This window comes from Acinetobacter sp. ANC 4654, from assembly GCF_002135425.1.
Taxonomy (GTDB): Bacteria; Pseudomonadota; Gammaproteobacteria; order Pseudomonadales; family Moraxellaceae; genus Acinetobacter; species Acinetobacter kyonggiensis.
The window spans coordinates 307,083-328,732 of the sequence record NZ_NEGL01000006.1; the positions used below are offsets into that span (position 1 = coordinate 307,083).

Below are 21,650 nucleotides of genomic sequence, written 5' to 3' on the forward strand. Positions count from 1 at the left end.
CTTTTTCAAAGAGGGACTTAAAAGCTCCTCCCTTTTAAAAAGGGAGGTTGGGAGGGATTAAAAAGTCAAAATCTGTTAAGGGTAAAAATGTGGACGCAATTATCATTGAAGGTTTGAAAGTTGAAACAGTGGTTGGCTGTTTTAATTGGGAACGTCAAATTATTCAGCCTTTAATGCTTGATATGACTATTCAGACCAATTTAGAGCAAGCATCAAATTCGGATGAATTGAAAGATACGCTCAATTATGCGGAAATTTGTGAAATTTCAGCCACTGTGATTCAAAAAGCACAGCCAGAATTGATCGAACATGCAGCAAAACTGGTGCTAAATGCACTTTTTACTACCTTTCCCGCAGTCGAATCTATTATGATTACGATCAGGAAGCCTGCCATTATCGCGCAAGCAAATTCTGTAGGAATTCGTCTTGAACGCCACCGAAACGATATTCGCCTTAGCTCTGGCGAGTAATTGCAATCCTGAACAACATTTTAAGCAGGCATTTTCCCAGATTGCTGAAATGGGGCAGGTTCAATTCTCTGAAATTTATTTAATTCCATGCCGCGATGCGATTGGGGCAGACTATTGGAATGCCGCTTGTTTGCTTAAGTCTCATTTGCATGTTGATGAAATTCTTCATTTACTGAAAAAAATGGAAGTGGATTCAGGTCGTGTACGTCCTTCCCATTTTATTTCGTTAGATGTAGATTTGATTGCTTGGGGCATGGATTTAGAACACATGCAATTTAATCCGAAAAAAATACCCTTGGCTTTAGATGTAAAAATTCCAATGCAAGATGTGTGGAAGCATGTGATATTTATATACGATACTGCTATTGATTATCCCATTGTGCATTTGACTCAATCTAATCTTAGTTCGTAGCGGGCACAAACTGCTTTGCTTGACTATAGTCTTTGGTATGTAGTTTTCTGAGTCGGTCAAATCGTATTGCTATATAGCTTGATTTTATTGAGACAAATGCAAGAACGGCGCAATCTGTTGGCTGTTTTTTGTTTTTAAGTTATTTAAAAAGTGTACTTATGGATATAAAGAACAGCAAGATGGCAAAGATAAAACTTTTAGGCATCATGGTCATGTTTTTGACAGGGTGTAGCAGTATGAGCGTAGAACAATGTCATACTGCACAATGGTTTTCTGTTGGCGAAATTGACGGCAGTTCAGGTCACGTGAGCCGCATTGATCGATATTTTAAGGCCTGTGAAAAAGCGGGTATTCAACCCAATCAACAGCTTTATCAGCAGGGCTATCAACGTGGTTTAAGTTATTATTGTACGGCTGAAAATATATTTGATCAGGCATTAAAAGGTTCAGGATCGTACAGTGTGTGTCCTTTAGAAAAACGTAGCCAATTAAAGCCCTATTATGATGTGGCATCTGATTATTATAATGCTAAAAAACAACAAGATGATTTATTGGATAATTTAGAGCGTTATCGTACAGCGCTACTTGATGATAAAACCAGCCCCGAAAATCGGGACAAATATCGTAAATTAATTCAAGAATTAAGAATTAAACAAGACAGAGTTGAATTTAATTATTATGAAGCTGATCGTAAATTAGAACGTTTTAAACGCCAAAATAGGTTGTAAATTTTACTTTTATGATTCATTAAAAAGCCCACAATAATGTGGGCTTTCATCATGCAAAAACACTTAAATATAATAACTGGTCTTGGTCATCAGCTTAGAAATTGCAGTCATGGTAATGCGTACAGGTGCGGGTAAATCCACACCGCCAGCATTAAGCGCTGTATCTCGATGCTGTAATTCATCTTCATTCATTTGCACTAGAATTTTACGTGAACGATCATCTTGCGCAGGTAGCTGTTTAATATGGTCTTCTAAATGTAAACTCACTTGACGTTCCGTTTCAGCCACAAAACCTAAGCTGTATTTATCACCTGCAATGCCTGCAAGTGCGCCCATACCAAATGAAAGTCCATACCAAACAGGATTGAATAAGCTGGTATGGCTATCGAGTTCTTTTAAGCGGTCTTCACACCAAGCCAAATGATCTTGTTCTTCAACGGCAGCTTGTTCCATTTCATGGCGTACATTGGGCAATTTCGCAGTCAGTGCCTGACCATGATAAAGCGCTTGTGCGCACACTTCACCACTATGATTGACGCGCATTAGGCCCGCAACATGACGCGCTTCACTCACGGCTAGTTTTGTTTCAACATCACTGCTTGGATTTTCACGATGTGCAGTGGTTGTTCCTGGAACGAGGCTGCGTAGCGCTTGGTCAAATGAATGAATAAATTTGTCGATACCCGTATATTGACGCATAAAATTAATCCTCTAAAGCATTTTGGTGATGTGCAGCAAGCATAGGTTTGAGTTTAAACAAGAGCCATGTTGTGAAAATAGCACTTAAAATAGCGGTAATACTAAAAAGTATTTTAATATCAATCTTGAATATACTTAAGATGATAATGGAAAATACAGCAGAGGATACCATGAATACTGCATTTAAGATGTTATTTGCCGCCACCACGCGCGCACGATGTGAGCGCGGAGAAAAGGCTTGCATCATGGCATATAGCGGTACGATATAAAAACCACCACTAATCCCCAGTAATGTCACAGCAAGCATGACATGGTAATAACTTAACCCTTGGGTAAAGATATCTTTTAAACCCAGCATTTCACCTGTACGTTCGGGAACAAAAGCCAAACTTGCCGCCAAATAAAAAGCAAAAACAGTTAGGCCAGTTGCACCCAAAGGCACCATCTTTAAATTCACTGCTGAACCGCCAATTCTGCGACACAATAATGAACCAACACCAATGCCTACAGAGAAAAAGGTTAAGAGTAGACTGACCACATTTTCAGAGGCATGTAAATTTTGTTGTGTCAGTTGTGGGATTTGGGTCAGATACGTTGCGCCATAAAACCAATACCAAGAATTGCCCAGTAAAATGAGAAAGACAATCGGCAAGCTTTTGGCATATTTCAAGGTTTGAAAACTGGTTCTAAAAAAATTCCAGTCAATTTTGAGATCAGGCGACGTGACATTTTGCTTTAATACAAAGCGACTCGACAAATAACCAAAAATGGCAATAGTCACCACAGTTAAGCTAATCCAAATTAGATTGCCTTGTGACATGGAAATCACTGCGCCACCTAAGATCATCCCGATTAAAATTGCCATGGATGTACCCGATTGAAATAATGCATTTCCAGACATCAATTCATTCGGTTTTAAAATTTCAGGCAAAATGGCATATTTAATTGGCCCAAAGAAGGTGGAGTGCGTCCCCATTAAAAATAAAGCCAATAATAACAGCCATAAATGACCTAAAATAAAGCCAGCCGAACCAATCAACATGATCACAATTTCAAGAATTTTAATGCCACGTACAAGTTGTGAGCGTTCGTACTTGTCTGCAATTTGTCCAGCTGTCGCAGAGAAAATAAAATAGGGTAAAATAAACAATAAGGCTGCGAGATTATTGAGTGTACTGACATCCGCGCTTTGTTGATTAATCCAGCCATAGGTAATGACCAATAACAGCGCTTGTTTATAGACATTGTCATTGAGAGCACCGAAAAATTGAGTAACAAACATCGGTAAAAATCGACGCGTGCCTAAAAGATGTTCATTTTTTTCCATGGTTTCTGGACTTCATTAAGTTTTATTAAGAAATGTGAGCATTTGGTAAAACACGATAAAAATCATGTATGATGCTTTTAACCTATACTTTAGTGAAAATTCCAATAGATTTGAGCTTGTTAGCAGGCTTTCATTGGGCATTTTCATTATAAATATTATACGAGTTTAGAGTTTTTTATGCTTTCAAAACTGGATTTTAAACAGTCGACTCTTACACGAAGTGTCCATTCCATCATACAGTGGAATGATCAACATACACGACTCTGTTTAAGTCTCTTTTTAAGCTTACTTGCGCAGCAAAGCTTTGCACAAGTGACGCAGCCAAATGCAATAAGCACTCAAGCAGAATTTCAACAACAACTCAAGAGTGAAGCTGTTAAACAAGGTCCAAATAGTACCGAAGAAATAGAAAAAATTGAAAATTTTCAAGCAAAAAAGCCCGAGCCTGATAGCTTACAAATGCTGCAACAACAAGAGCAAGCCGTACAGCCTTTGGATGAATTTAAACCGATTGAATTTGAAGCGCTAGAAGAGCTACCGATAGAACCTGTTAATCAAACGATGGCAGATGAAATTTTTCGTGTAGCAGAGAGTGCGAAAAATGAAGCACAACAGTATCGCGCAGGGCAAATTTCTGAGGTTGTGGTTTCTGATGCAACTCAACAAGAGTTAGTTGAAATTAATCATGCACCTGTAAATGTTGATCAATTAATCACAAGTATTCAAGCAGACAGCCAAATTGTTGTTGAAGCCAATGAATCTGGAATAACGTTACCTGAATTAGGTCCAACTGATGGTGATGAAATAGAAGAGCCGAATTTTTTCAAGCGCTGGTTCTATAAAATACGACCATCACGCCAATTAAGTGCGACAAAAGTGCAGCGTATTAGCGCGGATATTGTTATTAGTTCGACAGAAAATAATAGTGATGTTTCAAATCAAGCCTATACTCAAGCTGTAGAGAATTTAAAAGCCAATATGAAGGGGAAGCTGTCCAGTTTTACCCAAGAATCATTTAGTGATTTTCCCTCAGCATTGCCACAGCTTCGAACATTGTCCAATCAAGCAGCACAGGCTGTTGGTTTTTATAATGCGACGTTTAAATTTGAAAAACTCAGTGAAAATCGTGTTCGAGTTAGAGTAACGCCGAATGCACCCGTGCAAATTAAACAACAGAATGTGGAATTTAGTGGCGCGGGTGAAAATCAATCACAGTTCCAAGTCATTCGTGTTTTACCCGATCAAGAAATCGGTGATGTTTTTAACCATGGTTTATATGAACAGACCAAAACACGTATTACAGATGCAGCAAGCAATAATGGTTTCTTTGATAGTTATTGGCGATTACACGATGTAAAAGTTGCTCAACCGCAAGATACAGCAGATATCAATTTACGCTATGAAACAGGTGAGCGCTATAAACTAGGCGCTGTTGAATTTCGGATGAGTGATCCATCGAAACCCTTTCCAATTGATTTAGATGTTTTGCAAAGTATGATGTCTTGGCAAGATGGTGCAGATTATGCTTTTTGGCGTGTCAACGGTTTGGCAAATAATTTAACCAACTCACGTTATTTTAATTACACCTTGGTCGATGCAGTACGACCTGATCCAATCGAAAAACCGTTAGAATTAGCACCTGATATTCAAGCTTTGGTCGATCAGCAAAAAATATCAGAAAGTGATGCCAGTATTCAGGATAAAAAGAAAGTTACTTCGTCTCAAGAAGTGACTCAGTCTGTGGTGAATGAACGCGAGTTTGCAGGCACGACCGATGCTCAAAGCGAACAGAATTTACGTCAATTACGTGTAGAACAAGAAAACAAAGAAACTGAAGAAGATCGCTTAAAAGCCCAAGCACGTGAAGAAAAGAAAGTTCCTGTCATTGTGACATTGAATGCTGATCGTTTAAATAGTGCCGAAATGGGTGCGGGTTATGGTTCAGATACGGGGGTGCGTTTGCGTGGTCAGTATCGCCGATCTATTGTGAATCGCCGTGGTCATTCCTTTGATGCCAACTTGGAATTATCGCAAATTCGTCAGTCGCTGGATGGGCATTATAATATTCCATATAACCATCCTTTAGATGACTATATTAGTTTGGTCGGTGGTTATGAGCGTGAAGAACGTGAAGGTGTTGCACAAGGCATGGGCTTGATGATTGAGTCTGCCGTTGCGGGTGTGGATCGGGTGATTAAAAACCCACGTGGAAGTTGGCAACAAGCCTTTGGCCTACGCTTTCGTTCCGACCGTATTACTCAAGATGGTTTGGTTGATTTTTCTCAAATTCCAGAAGCATTTTTGGTGAATAAAAATGAACAACAACAATCATTATTGTTTGGTTATGAAGTGTCACGTACCACCAGTGATAAACGGGTTAATCCAAGTAAAGGCTTTAAGCAAACCTATAAAGCAGAAATTGGCAGTGAAACGTTACTGTCCGATGCTGATATGGCCATTGTAAATGCGGGTTGGCGTTTCATCTATTCATTGGGCGAAAATGATAACCATCAGTTTGTCGGGCGCGGTGATTTAGGTTATATCTTTGCACAAGACTTTAGTAAAGTTCCTTACAATCTGCGTTATTTTGCGGGTGGTGATCAAAGTATTCGTGGTTTTGATTATAAGAGTTTAGCCGCTGAGCAAGATGGATTTAAAATTGGTGGGCAAGCTTTAGCTGTCGGATCTTTGGAATATAACTATCAATTCAAAGAAGGTTGGCGCGCAGCTATATTTAGTGATGTGGGAAATGCCTATGATCAAGATTTTAGTACGCCAACAGCATATAGTGTTGGTTTAGGGGTTCGTTGGGCATCGTCAATTGGCCCAATTCGTATTGATGTGGCTTCAGGCATTTCCGATGATAGTCACCCAATACGCATCCATTTCTTTATTGGTCCACAACTATAGATTTTAGGTTTTAGAGAGCATTATGGCTGAAGTAGAACAGCAACCAGAAATAGAATTACCTCGACCTAAAAAACGTCGTATTCTGAGAAGTGTGCTATTCACATTGCTCATAGTGTTGGTTTTGCTTGTTGCTTCCTTCGCTGTCATGTTCACGACCGATAAAGGCAGTAAATTTTTACTTGATCGTGTTTTACAAAGCCAAAAAATTATTCATTATGAATATGAGGGCGGTAATCTTTTACACGGCATTATTCTCAAAAATATCTTGGTCACATTAAAACCTGTTGACGTTAAAATTGATCGTGCCGATGTGAGCTTAGGTTGGCGCGCGATTTTAAAAAAAGAAATTCATCTAAATCGTGCCGATGTGCGTAATCTACAAATTATCACCAAAAATCCACCGAGTGATGAACCCTTTAAATTTAGTGAAATCCGTTTACCTTTTGTTTTACGCTTAGATACGGCAGATCTAGACCATCTGGTGATCAAGACCTCATCTGCAAGTGTGAAATTTAATGATATTCATTTAAATAATGCACTTTGGTCAGGTACAGAACTTAAGTTTGAAAATTCCCGTATGGATATGGGATATTTGGCAGTTAAAAATGCAACAGGAGAGATGAAGTTTGAAGGAAAATATCCTTTAAATGCTGTTGCTGATTTGAATATTCCGTCATTGAATAAGACGCTGAATATTCATGATATCAAAGTCGTAGCGAAGGGTACTTTAGATACCATACAGGCGGGTGTTGCGACAAATACGCCTGATTTATTAACAGGTTGGGCAGTGGTGCATCCTGTACGCAAACATGTTCCGATGTTTGGTGAGTTGCAGTTTAAAAAATATCATTGGCCCTTAATAACTGAGCAAGAGCTATTTAGCAAAGATGGCGTAGCTAAATTTAATGGTGATATCGAGCGTTTAAATTTAGATGTGACAACGGACTTGAGCGGCAAAAATATTCCACAAGGTCAATACAATGCATCTATGTATACCGATTTAGTGCATCAATTGGATATTGTCAATTTAAACGGTCAATTGATGAAAGGGGCTGTTAATGTTGCTGGTGTTGTTAGTTGGAAAGACCATGTGACTTGGGATGTAAATGGGCGCATCGATAAAATAAATCCAAAAGACAAATTGATTCCATTGGTCATTCAGGATTTTTTGCCTCCAAGTCTTGATGCAAAAATCGCGTCCAAAGGTCGTTTAGAAAAAGGCATGCATTTAACTGCCTTGGTTGATTTTGATCGTTATGAAACATGGAATTTAAAACTGGATCAAGCTGAGCAAAAAGGCAAAAAGCCAAATCCAATGCTCTTGGATGTGGCTTGGAAAAATATTGATCGCGCCGTACCTTATGTCGGTTGGTTAAGCAGTAAATCAGGCGATGTTAAATTGGCTTTGGTTGAAGGTAAGCAAGATATTCAAGTAACAACGTCGATTGCTAAACATGATAAAGGCGTGTTGCCTGAAGGTTTATATAAAGCACAGTTAAACCTTAAAAATAATAATTTAAATGTACCAAGTTTTAGTTATGTCGTAGGTAAAGGCAGTTTAAATGGCAGTGCAAAAGTCGAATTGCCTTCGGACAAGCGTCAATTGAAGTGGAATGCCGTTTTAAATGCAAAAGATTTTAACCCGCAAATAGTGGTGGATGCTGCACCTGTAAATTTAATCAATGGACAGGTTAAGGCCAATGGTTTTGCCAAGCCGAATCAACAAATTATTCAGTTAGATGCAATTAATTTAACTGGTCGTTTGGCACAGCAAAATAAGAGTGAAACGGTTCGTTTAACTGGACGTAGTACCGCAGCGATTTTATTTCATGATCAAAAATCAGGTGGTGCTTTTAAAAGCTTTGCAGTGAATTATGATGGTGCACTCAATGCTAGTCATATTCAAGCCAGTCAGGGTGTGCTGAAATTAAAAGTTTCTGGCACTCCAGAGTTGATTAAAATTGCTGAATTACAGCATTCAGGTGTTGCAGGGAAAATTTTTGCCAGCGGTTTGGTGAATCTTAAAAATGGCATTGGTTGGAATGTAAATGCATCTTTGGTGCGTTTTAAACCACATTATTTTGTGTCATCTGTGCGCGGTGAATTATCTGGTAATGTCAAAACGCAAGGTGTCTGGTCAGACACATTAAAGCGGATGAATATCGAAAAATTAAATTTGGCAGGTGTGATTAACAATAAACCTGTTCGTGGCACAGGAAATTTGGCGGTTGTGTTAAATTCCAACCAGAAAGGTTTCTTGCCGCAACAATTTGAAGCGAATAATTTGTATTTGGCTTATGCAAAAAATCAAATTCAAGCGACAGGTAATGCGCAAAATTTAAGAGTAAAAGTCAATGCACCAGCTTTGTATGAACTATATAGCGGACTTCGTGGTCGTGCATATGGTTATTTAAATGTGCAATCACAACCCAAACTACAAGCAAGTGCCAATTTCGCTGTAGATAATTTTGGTTTTAATAATTTAGTCAGTATTAAAAAATTACGCATACAAGGTCAATTACCGACTTCAGAACTCACCCCTACGTTACTAACTGCAAAAATGGAAAGTTTACGTAGTGGTTCGCGTGAAATTAGGCAAGGTGAAATTTCACTGGCAGGTACACGCAAAGCACATATATTAAAAGTTCAAGCAGAAAACAGAATTTCTAAATTTTATGTGCAATTGGCTGGTGGTTTTAATGCACAAAATGATTGGCTGGGACAAATTCAAAAAGGTGATTTTGACTCATTGCGTGCGCGTTTAGTACAGCGTCAAAATGCTTCAGTGGTTTACAACTCATCAAAATCAGAATTGTTTGTCGGTGCGCATTGTTGGTCAAGTCAGCAAAGCCAGTTATGTTTCGATCAACCGATTCGTGTTGGTAAAACCAAAGGTAATGTGTCTTTTATTACCCAAAATGTCGATTTAAATGATTTTGCTGCATTTATGCCAGAAGGTTTGGCCATTACAGGCAAAGTGAATGGTTATGCAAAAGCAGCATGGGCTCAAGGTGCTAAACCAAAAATTGATGCAAGATTGGTGACACGCAATGGTGTAATCGGCTTGGCAGCAGAAGACCCACAAGATATTGGTTCTACACTAAGTTACAACGAAATTGCTTTAATTGCGAAAAGTGTATCAGAAGGTTTGCAGCTTCGTTTAGATGTTAAAACACCTGAAATTGGGACAGGTTATGCCAATGTTATTATCGACCCTTATAAAGACAGCAAACCAATGCGCGGTGAAGTTGCCTTCGATCAAGTACAACTCAAAGTCTTTAAACCCTTTATTCAAGATGTTCGGTCACTTGCTGGAGTTTTATCCTTTGCAGGGAAAATTTCTGGCACCTTAACTCAGCCTTTATTCAATGGTGAAATGCGCCTTAAAGATGGTGCGATCAGCATGATTTCATTGCCTGTGAATCTAAGTAATATTCAAGTGTACTCTTCGATTCGAGAAGATCATGCCAGTATTAACGGGGCATTCAATAGCGGTCGAGGCGTCGGCTTGTTAACTGGTAATGTGGATTGGAAAAATGATCCACGTATTCAATTGCATTTGAAAGGTCAGAATTTACTTCTTCGTCAAGCACCATTGATCACGGCAGTTGTTACACCTGATTTAACTTTAGATGTCTTGCCATTGAGTAAAAAATTAACCTTAAATGGTAAGGTTGAAGTTCCGCGTGCCTTAATTTCAATGCCTGAAGCTTCAGCTCCTGTAGTCAATGTTTCATCAGATGTACGTATTGTTCATGAAGGACAAGACCAGCTTGCAATATTGAAGTCTGCTCGACCATGGGATATTCGTGCAGATCTTATGGTTAATTTGGGTAATCAAGTCATTTTCCAAGGTTTTGATAGCCGTATTCCATTAATTGGACGTTTGTATTTATCACAACGTGGGTTTGAAACTGCGATGCGTGCTAATGGTGCCATTGGTGTAAGCCAGCGGGTGAAAATTGAGGCGTATGGACAAAGCTTAGATTTGAACCGAGCGATTGCACGTTTCAATGGGCCTTTGTATAACCCAACTTTAGATATTGATGCCAATAAGAGTGTACAAGGCAGTACAGTTGGTGTTCGTGTTACAGGAACTGCAACAAGTCCGAATATTCAGGTCTATAATGATGCAGGTTTATCTGAGCAAGAAGCTTTAAATGCTTTAATTACTGGGCGTATTAATGAAGGCACCAGCGGTATTAGTCAAACAGAGGGTTTTAAATCCGATGTAAATAATACGATTGCTGCTGCTGGGATTAGTATGGGATTGGGGGGGACGCGTGCCTTAACCAATCAAATTGGTCGTACTTTTGGCTTAAGTGGCTTGGCGCTTGATGCACAGGGAACAGGTGATGATACACAGGTTAGTGTGACGGGTTATCTTACGCCAGATCTCTTTATCCGCTACGGTGTAGGTGTATTTACCCCAGTCAATAAACTGACCTTACGTTATCAAATGAATAAACGTTTATATTTAGAGGCGAGTCAATCTGTGGAACGTGCCATTGATGTTTTCTATAATTGGCGTTTCTAGGTTTGAATTGATATGTATTTTTTAAGTTGTTGTTATTAATAATTTAATCTTAATATGTATTGATATCTTAATTCGCTTGTATCTTATTTGTATAAAGTAAAACTTATATTGTTAATCTTAGATACAAGGGCGATTTTTCCCGTATTGTTATTGGAAAAACAAATGAAATAACGCAAGCTAAAGCTAGGAAAAAAGCACAAACAATTTTAGCTGAAATAGGCAATGGTAACTATAACAAGGAAAAAAAGTATTAAATAATTTGATGATTTTCTCAAGCTTTTGATGTGTACTTGAGTCAGCGAAAACTAAAATCTCTTTCAATCATAACTTATAATCACTGTATTGATACTTTTTTGAGTGATTGGAAAGATAAACCTATTTATTATTCGTCATGACATTTCTTCTTAATGCGCAGAACGATGGCTTTTAGAGCATTTTTATAATCGTCAGATTGAAAGTGGTCAGTATTTTCTAGAATCGGGTTGCGCTCAGTATTACGTTTTGCGTTACGGGCAGTTATTAATGTTTTGATTAACTAATCTGCTGCCGTTTCTTTTTTAATGAGAGTTAAATTACCTTGGAATTCTTTATATAGTAGAATCGTTAAAAATATAAGACATTAGTTTGATGAGTTATTCAGAACATTTTAGAAAGAAAGTATGAGCTAAGCTTGAGGAAGGTTATTCCATTCGATCTGTTGCTGCACAATTTGAAATTGATAAAAATACAATCTTAGGTTGGGAAAAAAGGATTGAAATTAAACGTACAAGAGCTCGTGAGCCCTCAAAAATAGCAGATCAAGTATTAAGGGATGATGTTGCAAAATATTCTGACGATTATCAATACGAACGTGCTCAGCATTTTGATTGTGGTACATCCTCTATTGGAGATGAATTAAAGCGATTAGGGATTACTGTTAAAAAAAGACGTGATCCATCCAAAAATAGCCCCTGAGCTTAGAACGAAATTCATTGATTCTCTTGATGTATTAAAGATCACACATCCCTTGCGGCAATGCTGCTCATTATTTTGATGAAAGTGGATTTAATCCCATGATCATCGACCTTATGTTTATGCGCCAAAAGATTCTGCCTGTTTGGGGGCAGTATAATTGGCAATTGAAGAATCAGCCCAATGTGATTGGAGCAGTGCATCATAATCAGTTATTCACAGTCGGTTTATTTGATTGTAAGATTAATTCAGATGTTTTTCATTTTTGGATAGAGAGATTTCTTATTCCAGAATTACCAAAAAATATTGTTGTTATAATGGATAATGCAACATTTCATAAAAGATCAGGCACACAAGAATTATTAGAGAACTATGGTCATCAAATTTTATGGTTACCTCCTTATAGCCCTGATCTAAATCCAATAGAAAAAATGTGGGCATGGGTTAAACGCAAGCGTAAAGAGTGGATTGTTGATTCTATTGATCAGCCATTCCAGTTATTTTTTCATTTATGTATGGGGAATTAGATAGTTTGACTATAGATGAAAGTGGTTTTCAAAGTGACAGTACACGCTCTCATAGCTATAGCGGCAAAGGCATGCGGGCTGAAGGAGAGTTCAACTGGCAGTTAAAAAATTGTAGCAATGCGATCGGTGCATTAATTGAAAATAGATTGCTTACAGTTGGAGTGTTTGATTGTTCAGTGAACACAGAAGTATTTGAATGCTGGATTGAACAGGATTTATTACCCAAACTGAAAGAAAGCAGTATTTTGATTATGGATAAAGCAACCTTTCACAAAGGAAAAAGGCTTGATTTAAAATTCAATTTGATCGCTGGAATTTACAACATGGAACTGTCTAAAAAATGATTTATGAAAGAACTCTTATGTATCATCCTTAGAAGGAAATCCTATAATCAGAAGAAATTAAATGAGGATATATGCAGTTATCTTCAAGGGTTTTCAAAATAAAATTATTGGTGTTATTCATAATTATCGAACCAAAATGAATTCAGTCTAATTGACCATTTTTATGTATGTCGTTCTCTCCACTTTACAGCTAGACCAATAAATCGTTTAATCCATATTGTGAAATGATTTAAAAAGTTGATGTAACGAGATGGCTAAACAAAGTAGATTTTTTTGTATCGGTGGATTTCTAAACGGTACAGCTATTAAAGACCAAGGTGATAGTTTTGAGTGTGTCGAAAAGTCAAAAAAAGTGACCTATAGAAAACTTGAAATTTTTCATCCAGATTCGTGGGATCATGACTACTATGTTTGTGAAAAGACTACAGACAAACAAGCTAAAAATTGGGTCTATGATATCGAATAGAGTAAATTGTTTTTCAAGGCATAAATTTTCAATGAAATGCTCAAATATTTTTGATTTCTGGCGATATGTGAAAATAGATGTTTTTTGTATTACCAAAAAACATCTGCATATTTCATGTTTTTAATCTTTCATACTAAGTTTTTAGTTGATTCTCTACATTACTTGTATGTATTTTATAAATAATAGTATTTGTACAAATGAAGTCTATGTGGTTTCAGAATGAAAAAAATCGTGTCCATAACTTACGATTCTGTTTAAAATTAAGTAAGCATTAGTGGGTATTTCATGGATTATCAATTCGATCTATTTTTAATGACTCTGCTGACAGGTGCATTTTTGTCGATATTGTGAATGCAGTTGTTATTCAATTTTCAATTGAGCTGTTTAGCTGAACAAATCTAATAAGCATCGAAAGGTACTTTTTTATGAAATGAATCATTGTTCGCTTGATGTGTAGTCTTTGAATTAAGCGTTATTCAAATTTCAGACATTAAAAAGCCCCATGGTTAGGGGCTAGTCGTATACAAGTCAAAGCTCATATACTGTAAGAGGCTCATCTCAAACTAAGTGTATTAAAACACAAATTCAGATCATTTTCAGCAAAAGAATGCGAAAGTCACTCAATCAAAATGAAATTCGCAGTATTTCACTTTTTCTTTATTTTCAACCAATACGCCAGACTCAAACATGCAATCCAAACAGGAATTAGCATCACGGCAATACGCATATCTGGTGTCATCCACATAATCACTAAAATACACAGCATGAAAATCACACAAATATAATTAGTCAGCGGATAAGCAATACTGGGAAAAATACTCACTTTTTTAAGCTGAAGCATACGCTGCTTAAACTTAAGGTGTGTTAATGAAAGTACCATCCAATTAATCACAATGGCTGAAACCACAAGACTCATCAATAACTTAAAGGCTTTTTCAGGGAACATGTAATTTAAAATGACACAGATCAGCGTCACAACCGCAGAGGTTAAAATCGCGGTATAGGGAATACCACGTTGATTAATTTTGCTTAAAAACTTCGGTGCATTGCCTTGTTCAGATAAGCCCAACAACATACGGCTCGTACCATAACTGGTGCCGTTATAAACTGAAATTGCAGCCGTTAATACCACAAAATTAAGAATAGTTGCGACAGATTGGCTGCCTAAAGAATCGAAAATTAAAACAAAAGGACTACCACCTTCTGCAATTTGGTTCCAAGGATATAAAGACAATAAAATAAAAATGGTACAGATATAAAACAATAAAACGCGATATACTATTTGGTTGACTGCTTTAGGAATGGTTTTTGTTGGATCTTTGGCTTCAGCTGCGGTAATGCCGACCAATTCAATGCCCCCGAAGGAGAACATAATAATCGCCATGGCCATGACTAAACCAGAAAGACCATTTGGAAAAAAGCCACCGAGTGCCCAAAGATTAGATACAGAAGCTGTTTCGCCGGCATGACCACTCGCCAGTAAATAAGCACCAAAGCCAATCATGCCAATAATGGCTAAAATTTTAATAATGGAAAATAAAAACTCCATTTCACCAAAAACTTTGACATGCATTAAATTAATTATATTAATTAAAATAAAAAAGCCCAGTGCGGAAACCCAAGTTGGAATTTCAGGCCACCAATATTGCACGTATAAGCCAATAGCACTCAGTTCAGCCATACAAACTAAAATATTGAGTACCCAGTAATTCCAGCCCGACATAAAGCCTGCAAATGGACTCCAGTATTTATAAGCAAAAAAACTGAATGATCCACTAACGGGTTCTTCTACCACCATTTCACCGAGTTGGCGCATCATAAAAAATGCGATTAAACCCGCAATAGCATAACCAAGTATGACTGCTGGACCTGCAAGTTGAATGGTTTGGGAAATTCCGAGGAAAAGACCGGTTCCAATTGAGCCGCCAAGAGCAATCAATTGAATGTGACGATTACTTAAACCATGCTTGAGTTGGCTTTGTTTGTGTGAAGACATAAATGATCCATTTATGTGGTATAGGGGAGTGAAAAACAGCGGGGCTGAAAATAGCTGACTAATATAATAAATATTTATCAATTAACAAAATTAAATTTATGAATTAGGGGTTTTTATGCTGAAAAAAATGTGGATAGTTGCAATAAAAAAGCCACCTTTCAAAGAAAGGTGGCTTTTGTTGGAGCTGTTTAGGCTAAATATGCAGTTGTTTTTCTATGGTTGACCATAAGTTCTGATGTGATTTTTTAAACATCAGCATATGACCAATTGCTTTATGGTCGTAGCTTTTAGGCTTTAACTCGATCATTTGTGTATCTGCATTTGGATACAAACGTAGTAAATCTTTCACATTTGTAGCAGTTGCAATTTCATCATCTGAAGACCAAAGCACGGTAATCGGGCAATCAATTTTAGTGTGATAATCTTCAAATACTGTTTTGCCAATTGCATTTATGACATAACCTGGTTTACTGCAAAATTGAGCCCACTGTTTAGCCACATCTTTGGGGAGGTTTTCACCCATGCCAATCGCTTGAGTTGGCCCATAGCCTTTAGTAATACGTGCTAATGGGAAAATAACATTAAACATAAGCGGGGCTAAAAGCTTGGTTTTGCCTTTTAAACCTTTCACATGTCCTGTGGAGCCAGAAACAGCAATAACTTTTGCAACCTTTTGATAATTCGGCACAATACCTAAAAGCTGACCGCCAGCACTATGACCCAGTAAAATGACCTGATCGGTTTGGGTTTTACATAATAAACTATCTATTGCGGCAGGAATATCAAGCTGCCCCCAATTAACAATACTGGCTTCAGACTTATTTAAAGGGCCATGTAGAGAGCGACCAATGCCACGGAAGTCAAAGCTCAAAACATCATAGCCTTGCGTGGCTAACCATTCTGCAAAAGCTTGATAGAAATGCTGAGTAATGCCAGTTGCAGGACAAACTAAAACGGGGTGATTTTTTTTATGAGAAGTTTGCTTTGCATAAAACCGACCACTGAGGGAATATCCATCTTTACAGCTGATTTCTAATGTTTCAAATGTACTCATATTTAGAACATACGTTAAATTTAACTTAGGACTACTGTAGCGAAGTTCTAAAAAGAAACTTGCATAAAGAATGACTTTAAAGTCAGAATAGTGTTCTAAAAATAAGGATATAACGCAATAAATATGGAAAATTTAACTCAATCTGTTTCGCTCGCAATTATATTTAGCGGTGTTTTTCTTGGGGTGGGGATGCTCACTGGGGTGTGGAAATATTATCAAATACGGCACTCTGAACAGGCTCGTGCACATTATTATGTCGATATTGCACATAGAAGCAGCTTACTTTATGCGCCAGCCAGTTTGATTATTGCAGTTTTAGCCTATTTTTCAGTATGGTCTGAAGGGGTTAATTTAATTTTTGTGTTGATCAATCTTTTCTTTTTTAGTTTTTCAATTTTAAGTTATGTGTTGCATGGTTGGTTGAAGGATACCAGTAATCAATTTAAAGTTCCGCATCAAATGGGACGTTGGCAATTACCCAGATGGATACTTACCAGTGCGATGATTGCTTTAGTTGTAGGGGAGTTGGGTGCGACAGCGGGGTTGTTACTTGGGGCAATCTTGGGCTTAGGTGTATTTTAATTTTAGTTATAAATGTATCAATGATTATTTTTCTTTTTTAAGATGGGTGAAAGTTCACCCATCCTCTATTCTTTAGAATTATTTTGTTTCTGCTGACGATACTTCTGATCGGCCACAGCCCAAATATAAAAAGCAATTGAGACAATAAAAGCATATATAAAGAATTCAGGTTTTAAATTGCCTTGAATTAAACCATGCATAATGAGTGTCAGCATTAGAGCAACGGTGGTACTCAAATAGGTGACCATATTCTTATTTGCTTTTAGAGCGTTAATGAAGACTTCCTTATTGAAATGTAATGATAACATCTCCACCCCTCCTGTCATTTTGACCTAAACCCTATTGTTTTAGTCAGATTGGTTTCTATTGTTTTACTTGTTATTTATAACTATTTCAATAGTAAATGTCATTATTTTGTAATAAAACTATGCTATGTAGGTAAAATCATATGCTAATTTCATTAAAAATGTAAATACCAAGTATTTATTGAATAAATGTAATTTACACTTTTAGTGTAGCAAGCGTTGGATTACTGCAATATTCAACAATAGTCGAAGAATAAATAGGCAATATTGATGCCAACAAACTGAATAATTTTATTTGAGTGTGGCGAGAGATATGAAGGTGTATCTGTATTGAGGGAAAAGATAGGTCTAAGGCAGTCACATGTGTATAGCATAGCAAATAGAGTGCTTTAACCAAAACAATGTCTGAGAATGTAAACAATAAAACGCTGTTTGGGTAAAACATGATGTTTTATTGATCACGACTAAAATCAGGTTTGGATAAAACTTGATTTTAATGACATTAATTTTGGTTATTTTTTAACTTTATCAATCACGATAGCAATAATTAGCACAATAGAGGATGGAATAAGCCATGCTAAATTTTGTGCATTTAAAGGTAAATGCTGAACAATTTCAGGTAAATAAGCTTCAAAACCTGCTACCTTAACGCCATCAAGAATACCGAATAAAAATGCAATTGCTGTGACTGGTGCAACAACATGAGTTGGTCGATTGAAAAATTTCCAAAAGAAACTTAGTAAAATAACGACAATTGCTGGTGGGTAAATTGCACTTAACACAGGTACAGACACGGCTATAAGTTTGGTTAAACCCAAGTTTGAAATAATGAAAGAGAAGCCAATTAAAACAAAAACTAAAATTTTATAAGGAATTTTAGTGAGTTCTGAGAAGTATTCTGCGCAAGCACAGGTTAAGCCAATCGCTGTTACCATGCAGGCAAGGAAAATCATACCCGTTAAGAAAAGAGAACCGACATCGCCAAAAGCATGTTGTACATATGCATGCAGGATCACTGCACCATTTGCTGCATTTGGAGCGACTTCATGGCTTCCTAAACCGAGTTTGAACAGACTTAAATAAACTAAGGTTAAACCGACACCTGAAATTAAACTTGCGATCACTGCATATTTGGTCACCAGTTTTTTATCAGTTACGCCACGTGAATGAATCGCGTGAATAATGACAATACCAAAGACCAGTGCACCTAAAGTATCCATGGTTAAATAACCATTCACAAAGCCTTCAGAAACAGGAGCAGCCACATAGTTGTTAATTGCTGGTGGAATGAATCCAGCAGGAATTGCAAATGCGGCTATACCTAATACGGCTAAAGAAATAATCTTTAACGGTGCAAGGAAGTGACCCACGGTATCTAACAGTTTATTTGGATATAAAGATACAGCAGTCACAACTGCAAAATAAATTGCACTGTAAATGAGCAAGCTGCTACTTGATGTACCAAAATAAGAAGAAAAACCGATTTCATATGAAACCGTTGCTGTACGTGGAGTCGCAAATAAAGGACCAACTGCTAAGTAACACGAGATCGTTAAAATCAGACTTGCGATTTTACCCAAAGGAGAACTTAAGTTTTGAATAGATCCTTCTACTCGTGATAGCGCCATAATGGTGATAACAGGAAGACCAACAGCAGTAATTAAAAAACCAAATGCGGCCAACCATACATGTTCACCGGCTTGTTGAGCCACAATAGGTGGAAAGATAATATTGCCTGCACCAATAAAAAGTGCAAAGGTCATAAAACCTAAGGCAATAATATCTCTTGTACGGAGATTTGTCATGAAAAGGAGATGGATTGACTAAAAGGGGTGATTTTAGAGGATACGAAAGTTTTTTGGTAATTTATTTTATGCTAGGTATGAATTTTATTTATATGAAAATTAATGTAACTAAACAAATGGCTAAATTTAGGTTGATTTATAGTGTTGATTATTGAATAAAAAATAAAAATACTTTTTGTTTTTAAAAAATTACTACGTTTTATTTTCTTTGCAACAGCGTTTTAAATGTTTGTTAATTAGACATTAAAAAACTGAAAAATCTAAGTTTAATTGCTTTATACACACAGATTAAACAAAAAAATACGAAAAGGTCTATAATCAAAAGCCTTATACATGAGGATGAGACAATGAAGGCTTCCGCTATTACCATTAAAACTGAGCAAGATATAGAAAAACTCCGTATTTCCGGGCGTTTAGCAGCTCAGGTTTTGGAAATGATAGGGGAGTATGTCAAGCCCGGTGTAAGCACAGAATACTTAGATGATATTTGTAATGATTTCATTGTGAATACACTCAAAGTGATTCCAGCAAATGTTGGTTATTATGGCTATACCAAAACCACCTGTATTTCTCCAAATGAAGTTGTCTGTCATGGTATTCCATCTGCAACAACTATTTTACAAGATGGCGATATTATTAATATTGATGTTGCCATTATTAAAGATGGTTATTTTGGTGATACCAGTCGTATGTATTACGTGGGTACAGTTAAACCAGAGGCTAAAAAATTAGTTGAAACAACGTATGAAGCCATGGTTGCAGGGATTTATGCAGTAAAACCAGATGCAACTTTGGGTGACATCGGTTTTGCTATTCAATCTGTGGCGCATCGTGAAGGTTATAGCATTGTCCGTGAATATTGTGGTCACGGTATTGGTCAGGTTTATCATGAACAACCCAATGTTTTGCATTATGGTCAAGCAGGTCAAGGTCTGAAGCTTAAAAAAGGTATGGTCTTTACCATTGAACCTATGATTAATGCTGGGAAACCCAATGTTAAAGAATTAAAAGATGGTTGGACTGTTGTGACAGCAGATCGCTCTTTAACTGCACAATGGGAACATATGGTTGTTGTCACTGATACTGGTTTTGAACTTTTATCCCCTTGGCCAGAAGGTACAGGTTCATATCCAGAAATTTAAAATCTGGTGCTTTTGGATGGTAAGTTTATCACTTTATACTTTAGTATAGTATTATCTATATGATAGATGAATAAAGTTGTTTAAACGATTAGTTTATTTGTTAAGATATTGTTTTATTTTAGTATTTTTTATTTCAAATGGAAGATTAATATTTTTTAACTATTAGTTCTGGTTGTATTTTATTTGTACTATACGCACATAGATTCTAGCTGTAGTTTCTTGTTTTTAGTTTATAAGCTTACCCACATCGGGTAAGTTTTTTTTTGTCTCAAATTTTTACTTATTGCTTTTTATCATGCATCTAATAAGTGGTGTGTTGTAGTGTGAAGCGTAATGACTAAAATTGATTGATTGACCATTTCAAATCTTGAGCCATTACGTTCTTTATTGCTTTATATGGAGTACTTTATTGTTTGCTAAGGTGTGCAACGAGGTAATCAATAAAGACACGAACAGCAGGAAGTAGCCCACGACGTGATGGATAAACCGCATGTAAAATGCCATGCGGAGCTTTCCAATTTGGCAGTACGCGGACTAATTCACCACTTTGTACGTAGTCTTGTACAATGGTGTCAGGCAGTAGCGCAATCCCGCAATTTTGTCTAGCCAATTGGGCAAGCATCATTAAGTCAGAACCCATGACAATGGGGTTAACCTTAATTTTTTTCTGATGATTATTTTCATCGTGTACCACAATGTGCTGATCTAAATGTTCATCAGCCATACTCAGAATTTGATGTTGGCTCAAATCTTCAGGTTGTTTTAAATCACCAAATTCATTCAGATAAGCTTGGCTGGCAAATAAATGTTGTTCAATGTTTTCAAATTTGCGCAATATTAAACTTGGGTCATCATCTAAATTTGAACGTACACGTAAGGCAACATCAATGCCTTCATTGATGATATCGACACGGCGATTGCTGACAATAAGTTGGACTCTAATTTCAGGATATGTTTTTAGAAATTGAGGTAAAATTTTCGCAATTTCATTTTGTGCAATAGATACCGGTAAACTGACCTTAATCACGCCACGAGGTTGGGTACTTAAATGATCGACTAAATCATGCGCAGCTTGGGCGGCATTCATCATCACTTGCGCGTGGCGATAAATATTCATGCCAATTTCAGTCACGGCAAAATGGCGTGAACTGCGCTGAATTAATCGAACGCCCAAATGCTCTTCAAGATTATAAACTCGACGACTTAATTTTGATTTTGGAATATCTGTTGCGCGTTCAGCAGCACTAAATCCGCCGTGTTCAACCACCAATGCAAAGCAATAAAAATCATCAAGATCAGACAGCATTTAAAAATTCCATTTATGCAACAATATTGATGATTAAAGGTTTATCGTTGCAATTTGTCAATTTTATATTTGTTTAATTTTTTAGGTTT

At 37.0% G+C, this 21,650-nt stretch carries 17 protein-coding genes and 1 pseudogene; 11 read left to right on the plus strand and 7 right to left on the minus strand.

The features are described 5' to 3' along the window. Positions 1–89 precede the first annotated feature (89 nt). The 3 genes from folB (at position 90) to B9T24_RS11445 (ending at position 1,610) form a co-directional block, all read left to right on the plus strand. Entirely contained in the window at positions 90–470 is a 381-nt protein-coding gene (folB, locus tag B9T24_RS11435) for a dihydroneopterin aldolase (protein ID WP_004648861.1), read from the plus strand. Further along, complete coding sequence (locus B9T24_RS11440) at positions 427–882, plus strand: 2-amino-4-hydroxy-6-hydroxymethyldihydropteridine diphosphokinase (RefSeq protein WP_086165878.1); 456 nt, start codon at positions 427–429, stop codon at positions 880–882. The genes folB and B9T24_RS11440 overlap by 44 nt, the downstream gene beginning before the upstream one ends. Before the next feature lie 236 nt (positions 883–1,118). Beyond that, positions 1,119–1,610, plus strand: a complete 492-nt coding sequence (locus tag B9T24_RS11445) for a DUF2799 domain-containing protein (RefSeq protein ID WP_228145707.1) — start codon at positions 1,119–1,121, stop codon at positions 1,608–1,610. A 63-nt stretch (positions 1,611–1,673) separates the two neighbouring features. Here B9T24_RS11445 and coq7 read toward each other — a convergent pair whose 3' ends face one another. Then, complete coding sequence (coq7, locus tag B9T24_RS11450) at positions 1,674–2,309, minus strand: 2-polyprenyl-3-methyl-6-methoxy-1,4-benzoquinone monooxygenase (protein ID WP_086165879.1); 636 nt, start codon at positions 2,307–2,309, stop codon at positions 1,674–1,676. Positions 2,310–2,313: 4 nt separating this feature from the next. Continuing rightward, on the minus strand, positions 2,314–3,636 hold the full coding sequence (locus B9T24_RS11455; RefSeq protein ID WP_086165880.1) for an MFS transporter: 1,323 nt from the start codon (positions 3,634–3,636) through the stop codon (positions 2,314–2,316). A 177-nt stretch (positions 3,637–3,813) separates the two neighbouring features. Between B9T24_RS11455 and B9T24_RS11460 the strand changes: the two genes are divergently transcribed. The 6 genes and pseudogenes from B9T24_RS11460 to B9T24_RS11485 all read left to right on the plus strand — a co-directional run bounded on the left by B9T24_RS11460 (position 3,814) and on the right by B9T24_RS11485 (position 13,371). Further along, positions 3,814–6,546, plus strand: a complete 2,733-nt coding sequence (locus B9T24_RS11460) for an autotransporter assembly complex protein TamA (protein WP_086165881.1) — start codon at positions 3,814–3,816, stop codon at positions 6,544–6,546. 22 nt (positions 6,547–6,568) lie between these two features. After that, entirely contained in the window at positions 6,569–11,083 is a 4,515-nt protein-coding gene (locus tag B9T24_RS11465) for a translocation/assembly module TamB domain-containing protein (protein WP_086165882.1), read from the plus strand. Between the two features lie 627 nt (positions 11,084–11,710). After that, positions 11,711–12,037 (plus strand): annotated as a pseudogene (locus B9T24_RS11470) (IS630 transposase-related protein). A 98-nt stretch (positions 12,038–12,135) separates the two neighbouring features. Continuing rightward, positions 12,136–12,561 (plus strand): transposase, encoded by a 426-nt coding sequence (locus B9T24_RS11475; protein ID WP_143223746.1) that lies wholly within the window; start codon positions 12,136–12,138, stop codon positions 12,559–12,561. 5 nt (positions 12,562–12,566) lie between these two features. Continuing rightward, a complete protein-coding gene (locus B9T24_RS11480; protein ID WP_213032951.1) occupies positions 12,567–12,905 on the plus strand; it encodes a transposase in 339 nt (112 codons plus the stop codon). A 250-nt stretch (positions 12,906–13,155) separates the two neighbouring features. Then, positions 13,156–13,371, plus strand: coding sequence for a hypothetical protein (locus tag B9T24_RS11485; protein WP_086165884.1), 216 nt, complete (start codon positions 13,156–13,158; stop codon positions 13,369–13,371). A gap of 646 nt (positions 13,372–14,017) precedes the next feature. On the opposite strand, the gene B9T24_RS11490 is transcribed toward B9T24_RS11485, so the two are convergent. Both B9T24_RS11490 and B9T24_RS11495 read right to left on the minus strand, forming a co-directional pair. Next, complete coding sequence (locus tag B9T24_RS11490; RefSeq protein WP_086165885.1) at positions 14,018–15,367, minus strand: amino acid permease; 1,350 nt, start codon at positions 15,365–15,367, stop codon at positions 14,018–14,020. A gap of 193 nt (positions 15,368–15,560) precedes the next feature. Continuing rightward, positions 15,561–16,421, minus strand: a complete 861-nt coding sequence (locus B9T24_RS11495; protein ID WP_086165886.1) for an alpha/beta fold hydrolase — start codon at positions 16,419–16,421, stop codon at positions 15,561–15,563. A 123-nt stretch (positions 16,422–16,544) separates the two neighbouring features. Between B9T24_RS11495 and B9T24_RS11500 the strand changes: the two genes are divergently transcribed. Next, on the plus strand, positions 16,545–17,003 hold the full coding sequence (locus B9T24_RS11500) for a hypothetical protein (protein WP_086165887.1): 459 nt from the start codon (positions 16,545–16,547) through the stop codon (positions 17,001–17,003). Positions 17,004–17,068: 65 nt separating this feature from the next. Here the strand turns inward: B9T24_RS11500 and B9T24_RS11505 are convergent, their stop codons facing one another. Next, on the minus strand, positions 17,069–17,311 hold the full coding sequence (locus B9T24_RS11505) for a hypothetical protein (protein ID WP_086165888.1): 243 nt from the start codon (positions 17,309–17,311) through the stop codon (positions 17,069–17,071). 509 nt (positions 17,312–17,820) lie between these two features. Further along, entirely contained in the window at positions 17,821–19,113 is a 1,293-nt protein-coding gene (brnQ, locus tag B9T24_RS11510; protein WP_086165889.1) for a branched-chain amino acid transport system II carrier protein, read from the minus strand. Positions 19,114–19,460: 347 nt separating this feature from the next. Between brnQ and map the strand changes: the two genes are divergently transcribed. After that, on the plus strand, positions 19,461–20,255 hold the full coding sequence (gene map / locus B9T24_RS11515) for a type I methionyl aminopeptidase (RefSeq protein WP_086165890.1): 795 nt from the start codon (positions 19,461–19,463) through the stop codon (positions 20,253–20,255). A gap of 406 nt (positions 20,256–20,661) precedes the next feature. Here map and B9T24_RS11520 read toward each other — a convergent pair whose 3' ends face one another. Then, complete coding sequence (locus tag B9T24_RS11520) at positions 20,662–21,561, minus strand: LysR family transcriptional regulator (protein WP_074947519.1); 900 nt, start codon at positions 21,559–21,561, stop codon at positions 20,662–20,664. Between the last annotated feature and the right edge of the window lie 89 nt (positions 21,562–21,650).